General features: G+C 63.8%; 7 protein-coding genes and 1 pseudogene. 1 reads left to right on the top strand and 7 read right to left on the bottom strand.

The features are described from left to right. Positions 1–171 precede the first annotated feature (171 nt). The 5 genes and pseudogenes from ACP7AG_RS15315 to uvrB form a co-directional block, all read right to left on the bottom strand. Positions 172–312, bottom strand: a pseudogene (locus ACP7AG_RS15315) (hypothetical protein); the annotation flags it as partial. Positions 313–326: 14 nt separating this feature from the next. Continuing rightward, positions 327–1,028 carry a hypothetical protein gene (locus ACP7AG_RS15310; RefSeq protein ID WP_426031848.1) on the bottom strand — a complete coding sequence of 234 codons (702 nt, stop codon included), beginning with the start codon at positions 1,026–1,028 and terminating at the stop codon, positions 327–329. A 116-nt stretch (positions 1,029–1,144) separates the two neighbouring features. Next, positions 1,145–2,221 (bottom strand): helix-turn-helix domain-containing protein, encoded by a 1,077-nt coding sequence (locus ACP7AG_RS15305; RefSeq protein ID WP_426031846.1) that lies wholly within the window; start codon positions 2,219–2,221, stop codon positions 1,145–1,147. 8 nt (positions 2,222–2,229) lie between these two features. Next, the gene (locus tag ACP7AG_RS15300; protein ID WP_426031844.1) at positions 2,230–2,847 is read right to left on the bottom strand and encodes a hypothetical protein; all 618 of its coding nucleotides are present in this window, start codon (positions 2,845–2,847) and stop codon (positions 2,230–2,232) included. Between the two features lie 95 nt (positions 2,848–2,942). After that, positions 2,943–5,231: an excinuclease ABC subunit UvrB gene (gene uvrB / locus ACP7AG_RS15295; RefSeq protein ID WP_426031842.1), complete on the bottom strand. Its 2,289-nt coding sequence runs from the start codon at positions 5,229–5,231 to the stop codon at positions 2,943–2,945. A 116-nt stretch (positions 5,232–5,347) separates the two neighbouring features. Between uvrB and ACP7AG_RS15290 the strand changes: the two genes are divergently transcribed. Then, the gene (locus ACP7AG_RS15290) at positions 5,348–5,500 is read left to right on the top strand and encodes a hypothetical protein (protein ID WP_426031840.1); all 153 of its coding nucleotides are present in this window, start codon (positions 5,348–5,350) and stop codon (positions 5,498–5,500) included. A 36-nt stretch (positions 5,501–5,536) separates the two neighbouring features. Here ACP7AG_RS15290 and ACP7AG_RS15285 read toward each other — a convergent pair whose 3' ends face one another. Beyond that, on the bottom strand, positions 5,537–6,211 hold the full coding sequence (locus tag ACP7AG_RS15285; RefSeq protein WP_426014462.1) for a peptidylprolyl isomerase: 675 nt from the start codon (positions 6,209–6,211) through the stop codon (positions 5,537–5,539). A gap of 114 nt (positions 6,212–6,325) precedes the next feature. Further along, complete coding sequence (gene trxB / locus ACP7AG_RS15280; protein ID WP_426031838.1) at positions 6,326–7,333, bottom strand: thioredoxin-disulfide reductase; 1,008 nt, start codon at positions 7,331–7,333, stop codon at positions 6,326–6,328. Positions 7,334–7,356: the final 23 nt, after the last annotated feature.

Genomic DNA, 7,356 nt, shown 5'->3' with positions numbered 1-7,356 from the left:
CGGTGTCAAGGACGGTCCCGCAGGGACCGCCGCGCCGCGGCCGGCCAGAGGCCGGTCCTTGACACCGTCAGACGCCAGAGCTCCCATCCCCCAAGGGTTTAAGGCCTGGCCGCATCCGGGCCGGATGGGGAGCTTTCGCCCAACGCCTACCGAGCCGCACCCCCTCTCAACCGTCATTCCCGCCCTTGTGGCGCGAACCCCTGGTTCAGCCGACGGCGAGCCGCCTTGGCGCGCCGGCGCGCCACTCCTCCACCCTTGCGGTGGACAGAGGGGTTCCCGCCACAAGGGCGGGAATGACGGTCGTTGGGGGATGGGCGCTTCGGAGCTTAGTTCACGGAGGCCGCTGCGCCCGGCAGCAGTCGGACGGCGCTCGCGAAGGCTTCGATCCCGGCCGTGATCGCCGGTGTCGGGTTCAGCGCTGTGAACCATCGGATGCGTGGCGAGGTTGAGCCATTGGCGTTGGGCACGCGGACGCAGGTGCGCACCGTGACGGGGCGCTGCGCCGCGAAGGCCGTGTGATATTGCGCGAGCTGCTCATCGTGGCTGTTCAGCCGATGCGGAAAGCGGATGAGCAAGACAGGACGCTCGCGTGAGGCAAGGGCCAGGGCTTCGTCGATCGTGGCGCTCTTGGGCGAGACGCCGCCGGGCCGCGACACGCCGTTGTCCGGGTCAGCGAAGATGATGCTCGCTGGCGCCAAGGTCGTCAGCATTCCCGCGCTCCACTCTGACCGCGCCCGCTTGCCCGGCACGGCTTCGCGATGGAACACCGGCCGCGCTGGCCAAAGGTCCAGGGCCTCAAGCGCCGCGACGTCGCGGGCCGGGCGACCGGCGAGCATGTCGAATAGTTTGGGGTCCAGCACTTTCCAGCGAGAGTCCGTCAGATACTCGTCGTGCCGTCCGTCGCTGCGACCGTCATGCCCCGCGAGCCACCACCAGGCGACGCCCAAGGTCTCGGCAGGGGTCACCACGCGTCTGAGAAACGCGAACTTCAGATAGTCGGATACATCGCCGGCATATTGATCGCGCATGTTTCCCCCTGCCGGCAGCTTGCCCTTCCTTGCGAAGGGGAGCCAGCCTTTCATCTCACGGCGCAACGATCGCTGATCTAGACAGGTCACTTAAAGACGGTGCTCCGCGCCGCGCCCTACTCGTTGCTCGCGACAAGCCGAATTTTCCCACTACCAACCTTGTCATTACTACGCCCCAGAAGCTGAAAGAGCATGCTTTCTAGCTCGTGCGTAGGTAGATGAAGCTCAGCGGCAATATGGTCTCGGGTGACCTTGTCCGCCCAAAGGGACCCAAGAACCTGCGGCCAAACGATGGAAGTTTCAGGCGGAAGACCGGATGGCTCCTTTGATCTGTATCCTCTACTTGAAATTTCAATATTGAAGCTACGATTTTGCCATTCACTGATGACGCCCATTTTATTAAGGCGATAATTAAGGGCGGCTACCGAAACGCCCCACCTCTTTTTGGCGTCAACTAGTTCGTTTACGCTCGTGATGTTTCGAATGCGGCTCGCGAGATCATCCGTTGGCATCAAGAAGTATGATGCAAATTGGTCGGCCTCAGCCTCAGCCTGACGGCCTTCTTCAGGCGCGCCATGCCGATGCATTACCAAGTGGCCAAGCTCGTGAGCGGCATCAAATCGACTGCGTTCGGTTGATTTAAAAGTATTTAAGAATACGAAAGATTGAGAATTTCTCCAGCAAGAGAACGCATCTACGTTTTTTGTATCCTCACAGAGCGAAAATACTCGCACTCCCTTTGCTTCAAGCAACTTTACCATGTTGGGTATTGGCAATTGGCCCAAGCCCCAATGTTCGCGAACGTATTGCGCGGCAGCTTCAGGTGTCGCCTCGGCTCCCAAGTTGGGTACGTCCGATTCCGGAAGATTGAAGCGTTCAACCACCCAGTCATGAAACAGATATGCGAGAGCTCCAGCAGCTAACGCCCCCTCGCGCTCTTTCGCTGTCATCGAGCTTAAGCTTCGGAAACTGGCAGCCTCGGCCTGCAATTCATCGAAATCCGCACCGAAGAAAAACTCACGTGGAAAGTCGAGTGCCCCGGCTAGCGCGGCAATTGTATCTTCCTCAGGTGCGTTTACGCCGTTCTCGAGACGAGAAAGCGTGATCGGCGAAATGCCGACGGCGGAAGCTAGGGCGCGCGCCGTTAGCTTCCGCCGCTTCCGGCCGAGAGTGAGTCTGCGGGGATTAAACATACAACTCGTCAGTTTTTCCGAGTAACGGACACCTCGAAGTCGATGGAAGGCGTGTCGTCCGCCAGCGCATCGGGGCTGTCCCACTCGCCCTTTTGAATCAGCAAAATCCGTTCGTGGAAACCGTCAAATTGCTCACCGTTGATTGCCTGAGGGCACGACAGTTCCGCGCGAACGTCTGGTCCGTCGGCGTAGACGAACAAGCACCAAGTCGGGGCGGTGATTTCGACAACTTCCCTTTCCCTGACTTCGGGGAAGAGTTCGTACTGCCCAAGCTCAACGGCTCTCGCGGCGCCAGCGCCCTTCTTCGATGAGGCGACCGGATCGAACAGTGGATCGCCGGCTCGATCGGCGTTTTGATAAATGATCTTGATGCCGGTCTCGGAGTTGAAGATCGCTTCGATGTTGTCTCGGCGGCAGATATCCCAACCTCGGGCAGTGAAGATGCGGCGCAAATGGGCGGTGCCCGCAATCCAGCCCAAGAGCCCACCCGCGCTCAGTGGATGAAAGGGGGTGGCATTTCGACGAGCGCCTACGGCAGCCCGCACCACATCAAACAATTCAGCCTTTGTAAGGCCAAGCTGCTCCAACCGAGGCACCACTTCAAACTCTTCAGCGAGAACGGGCATATCCGGTCCTTGTTAATTTTCCGAACCTCATATGAGCACGAAAAAATTAGCACAGCAAGCGCCGAGTTGGCAAAACGTTCCTGCGGCCCATCCACTCACAGCCGCCCCTTCCGAAACGCCTCCGCCTGCTCGGCCCGCAGCTCCTTGCGCACGCGGCCAGGCATCGCCTTGTCCACCGTCTCGCCAACCCCCGTCAGGGCTTCGTTGGCGAACTCCAAATCCATCAGCTTCATCCGCTTGATCTCGTCGCGCAGCCGGGCGGCGGTCTCGAATTCCAGGTTCGAGGCGGCCTCGCGCATGCGGGATTCCAGGTCCTTCAACGCGGCCTTGAAATTGTCGCCGCTGAACGGCTTGGCGTCCTTGCCCTGGCCGATTCCGCCGATCGGCACGGTCACCCGGTCGCCGCGCTCGTACGGCGAGTTCATGATGTCCTTGATGTCGCGCTTGACGCTCTCGGGGGTGATGCCGTGGGCGAGGTTGTATTCGTGCTGCTTCTCGCGGCGGCGGCTGGTCTCGCCCATGGCCCGCTCCATGCTGCCGGTGATCCGGTCGGCATAGAGGATGACCTTGCCGTCGACGTTGCGCGCGGCCCTGCCTATCGTCTGGATCAGCGAGGTTTCCGAGCGCAGGAAGCCTTCCTTGTCGGCGTCGAGGATGGCCACCAGGCCGCATTCGGGGATGTCGAGGCCCTCGCGCAGCAGGTTGATGCCCACCAGCACGTCGAACTGGCCCAGGCGCAGGTCGCGGATGATCTCGATCCGCTCCATGGTGTCGACGTCGGAGTGCATGTAGCGCACGGCGATGCCCTGCTCGTTCATGTATTCGGTCAGGTCCTCGGCCATCTTCTTGGTCAGGACGGTGATCAGTGTGCGGTAGCCGGCGGCCTTGGCCTGGCGGACCTCGTCGATGACGTCGTCGACCTGGCTGGCCCCGTCCTTGGAGACCGGGCGGACCTCGACCGGCGGGTCGATCAGGCCGGTGGGCCGGATCACCTGCTCGGCGAACACCCCGCCGGCCCGCTCCATCTCCCACTTGGCCGGGGTGGCCGAGACATGGACCGTCTGCGGCCGCATGGCGTCCCATTCCTCGAACTTCAGCGGCCTGTTATCCAAGGCGGAGGGCAGGCGGAAGCCGTACTCGGCCAGGGTCCATTTGCGGCTGCGGTCGCCCTTGTACATGGCGCCGATCTGCGGAACCGTCTGGTGGCTCTCGTCGGTGAACAGCAGGGCGTTGTCGGGGATATATTCGAAGAAGGTCGGCGGCGGCTCGCCCGGCTGGCGGCCCGACAGGTAGCGGCTGTAGTTCTCGATGCCGGCGCAGGAGCCGGTGGTCTCGATCATCTCGAGGTCGAAATTGGTCCGCTGCTCCAGGCGCTGGGCCTCCAGCAGCTTGCCGTTCTCGAACATCCAGGCCAGGCGCTCCTTGAGCTCGGCGCGGATCGAGATGATCGCCTGGCGCAGGGTGGGGCGCGGGGTGACGTGGTGGCTGTTGGCGTAGACCTTGATGGTCTCCAGGTCGCCGGTCTTCTTGCCGGTCAGCGGGTCAAACTCGCTGATGGCCTCGACCTCATCGCCAAACAGCGACACGCGCCAGGCGCGGTCCTCGTAGTGGGCGGGGAAGATCTCGATGGTGTCGCCGCGCCGGCGGAAGGTGCCGCGCTCGAAGGCGGCGTCGTTGCGCTTGTATTGCTGGGCCACCAGGTCGGCCATCATCTGCTTCTCGTTGACGGTGTCGCCGACCGCCAGGCTGAAGGTCATGGCCGTATAGGTCTCGACCGAGCCAATGCCGTAGATACAGGAGACCGAGGCGACCACGATGACGTCGTCGCGCTCCAGGATCGCCCGGGTCGCCGAGTGGCGCATGCGGTCGATCTGCTCGTTGATCGAGCTGTCCTTCTCTATGTAGGTGTCGGTGCGCGGGACATAGGCCTCGGGCTGGTAGTAGTCGTAATAGCTGACGAAATATTCGACCGCGTTGTCGGGGAAGAAGCTCTTCATCTCGCTGTAGAGCTGGGCGGCCAGGGTCTTGTTGGGGGCCAGGATCAGGGCCGGGCGCTGGGTGGCCTCGATGACCTTGGCCATGGTGAAGGTCTTGCCCGAGCCGGTGACGCCCAGCAGCACCTGGTCGCTCTCGCGGTCTTTGAGGCCCTGGACCAGCTCGGCGATGGCCGTCGGCTGGTCGCCGGCCGGTTCATAGTCGCTGACCAGCTTGAACTTGCGGCCGCCCTCCGACTTCTCAGGTCGCGACGGACGGTGCGGCTGCCACAGCATGGGCAGGGAGCCGTCAGCCTCCCTCTCCAGGGCGGCGTCGTAGAGGAACGGGGTCGAGGCGTCGGCGACGCCTGCGGGAGCGGCGCCGAGTTCGGTCGGTGGAGTGCGAGCCATGGGGACGAAAGTAGGGGCTGTGGACGGCCGCGGCTAGAGGGACTGCTGACAGCCGGTGTCAGCAACTGGCGGCAGATGGCGGCAGATGGGGGACCTCGTCCTTCGACAAGCTCAGGATGAGGGTTGGTTTTGCGGCGGTTGAACTCGAATTCCTCATCCTGAGCCTGTCGAAGGACGAGGAATTCGCTCCCGATCAAGCCATCCTAGAGCATCGCGCGGAAAAGTGGCCACCGGTTTTCCGCAAAAGCGATGCGAAAACAAAAGCCTAGAGCAAGCCGTGCGATTCCTATATCGCGCGGCTTGCTCTAGACCTTCGGCGGCGTCCTGACCTCTGGCCCTGCTGGTTCCGCCACGCGCCGCGCCGAGGTGATCGGCACGGGCGGGTCGAGGATCTGGCCCTTCATCACCGGATTGATCGCCTTGCCCGGGGTGGGCAGGGCCAGGATCGTCTTGACCACGTCCATGCCCTCGACCACCTGGCCGAAGGCGGCGAAGCCGGCATTGTCACCTTGGGTGGCCGGGTTGGCGTCGAGATAGGGCGCGTCGCCGATACAGATGAAGAAGTCCGAGGTGGCGGTGCCGGGGGCGTTGCGGGCGATCGACACCGTGCCGTCCAGGTGCTTGAGACCGGTCAGGGTGGTGGGCTCATGGGCGACCGGCGCCAGGGCCCCGACATTCTGCAGCCCGCCCTGGATCAGGCCGTAGTCCACCGCGCCGGGCGCGCGCGAGGCGCGGAAGAAGGTCGCCTTGTCATAGAGCTTGCGATCCACGTAGCGCAGGAAGTTGGCGCTGGTGATCGGGGCCTTGTCGACGTTCAGTTCGATGACGATCCGGCCCTGGGGGGTCTGCAACGCGACGCGGACCGGGGGCTTGGCGAGGGGCGCGGGCGGCGGCGCGGTCACCTGGGCGACGGCGGGAAAGGCGGCGAGCAGGCCAGCGGCGATCAGCAGCGCGCGGCGGTCGAGGCGGCGATGGGTCATGAGGCGAGACTAGCGGCGTGGAGGCGAGGCGCAAGGTCCTCCCCCTCGGCGAAAGTCGGAGAAGCCGACGGGGGAGTAACGGCTGGTGGTCATGACGCGGATCGACGGCCTTGGCTACCAAACCCCGATCTTCTCGGCCTCGTGGTGGCTGATCGGGTGGTGAGCCTTCCTGTGGTCTTCCTCGGCCAGGAAGCGCACGGCCTCGAGCGCCGCCATGCAGCCCATGCCAGCGGCGGTGACCGCCTGGCGGTAGACGTCGTCGGTGACGTCGCCGGCCGCGTAGACGCCGGCGATGGCGGTGGCGGTCGTGCCCGGCTTGACGGTCAGATAGCCACCCGCGTGGGTTTCCAGCTGGTCCTTGAAGAGTTCCGATGATGGGGCGTGGCCGATGGCGATGAACACGCCGTCGCAGTCGACCTGCTGGGTCTGGCCGGTCTTGACGTTCCTCAGCCGCACGCCCGTGACGCCCGGCGGATTGCTCTGGCCAAGCACCTCGTCGATGGCGCTGTCCCAGATCACCTCGATCTTGGGGTGGGCCAGCAGGCGCTCCTGCAGGATCATCTCGGCGCGCAGTTCGTCCTTGCGGTGGACCAGGGTGACCTTGCTTGCGAAGCTGGTGAGGAACAGGGCCTCTTCAACGGCGGTGTTGCCGCCGCCGACCACCAAGACCGCCTTGTTGCGATAGAAGAAGCCGTCGCAGGTGGCGCAAGCGCTGACCCCGAAGCCCTGATAGGCGGCCTCGCTCGGCAGGCCCAGCCACTTGGCCTGGGCGCCGGTGGCGATGATCACGGTCTCGGCGTACCAATCCTGGCCGCTGTCGGTGGTGATGTGGAACGGGCGCTTGGAGAGGTCGGCGCTCAGCACGATGTCGGCGACGAACTCCGTGCCCACATGCTCGGCCTGGGCCTTCATCTGGTCCATCAGCCACGGGCCCTGGATGACGTCGGCGAAGCCGGGATAGTTCTCGACATCGGTCGTGATGGTCAGTTGGCCGCCGGGCTGGATGCCGGCGATCAGCACGGGCTTCAGCAGCGCGCGAGCGGCATAGATGGCGGCGGTATAGCCGGCGGGGCCTGAGCCAATGATCAGGCAGCGGGTGTGGCGAGGTTCGAGCGTGGACATGGCGGCAGATATAGTATCGATTC

The sequence above is a fragment of the Caulobacter sp. DWP3-1-3b2 genome (assembly GCF_049896325.1).
In the GTDB taxonomy this organism is placed as follows: domain Bacteria; phylum Pseudomonadota; class Alphaproteobacteria; order Caulobacterales; family Caulobacteraceae; genus Caulobacter.
The sequence above is the reverse complement of the archived record's forward strand: the minus strand, read 5'-3'. Positions and strand labels throughout refer to the sequence as shown.

Bases quoted from the DNA above. Each gene is read 5' to 3' on its own strand.
- uvrB (WP_426031842.1), bottom strand. From the start codon at position 5,231: ATGGCTCGCACTCCACCGACCGAACTCGGCGCCGCTCCCGCAGGCGTC.
- trxB (WP_426031838.1), bottom strand. From the start codon at position 7,333: ATGTCCACGCTCGAACCTCGCCACACCCGCTGCCTGATCATTGGCTCA.
- ACP7AG_RS15290 (WP_426031840.1), top strand. From the start codon at position 5,348: ATGAGGGTTGGTTTTGCGGCGGTTGAACTCGAATTCCTCATCCTGAGC.
- ACP7AG_RS15310 (WP_426031848.1), bottom strand. From the start codon at position 1,028: ATGCGCGATCAATATGCCGGCGATGTATCCGACTATCTGAAGTTCGCG.
- ACP7AG_RS15300 (WP_426031844.1), bottom strand. From the start codon at position 2,847: ATGCCCGTTCTCGCTGAAGAGTTTGAAGTGGTGCCTCGGTTGGAGCAG.
- ACP7AG_RS15305 (WP_426031846.1), bottom strand. From the start codon at position 2,221: ATGTTTAATCCCCGCAGACTCACTCTCGGCCGGAAGCGGCGGAAGCTA.
- ACP7AG_RS15285 (WP_426014462.1), bottom strand. From the start codon at position 6,211: ATGACCCATCGCCGCCTCGACCGCCGCGCGCTGCTGATCGCCGCTGGC.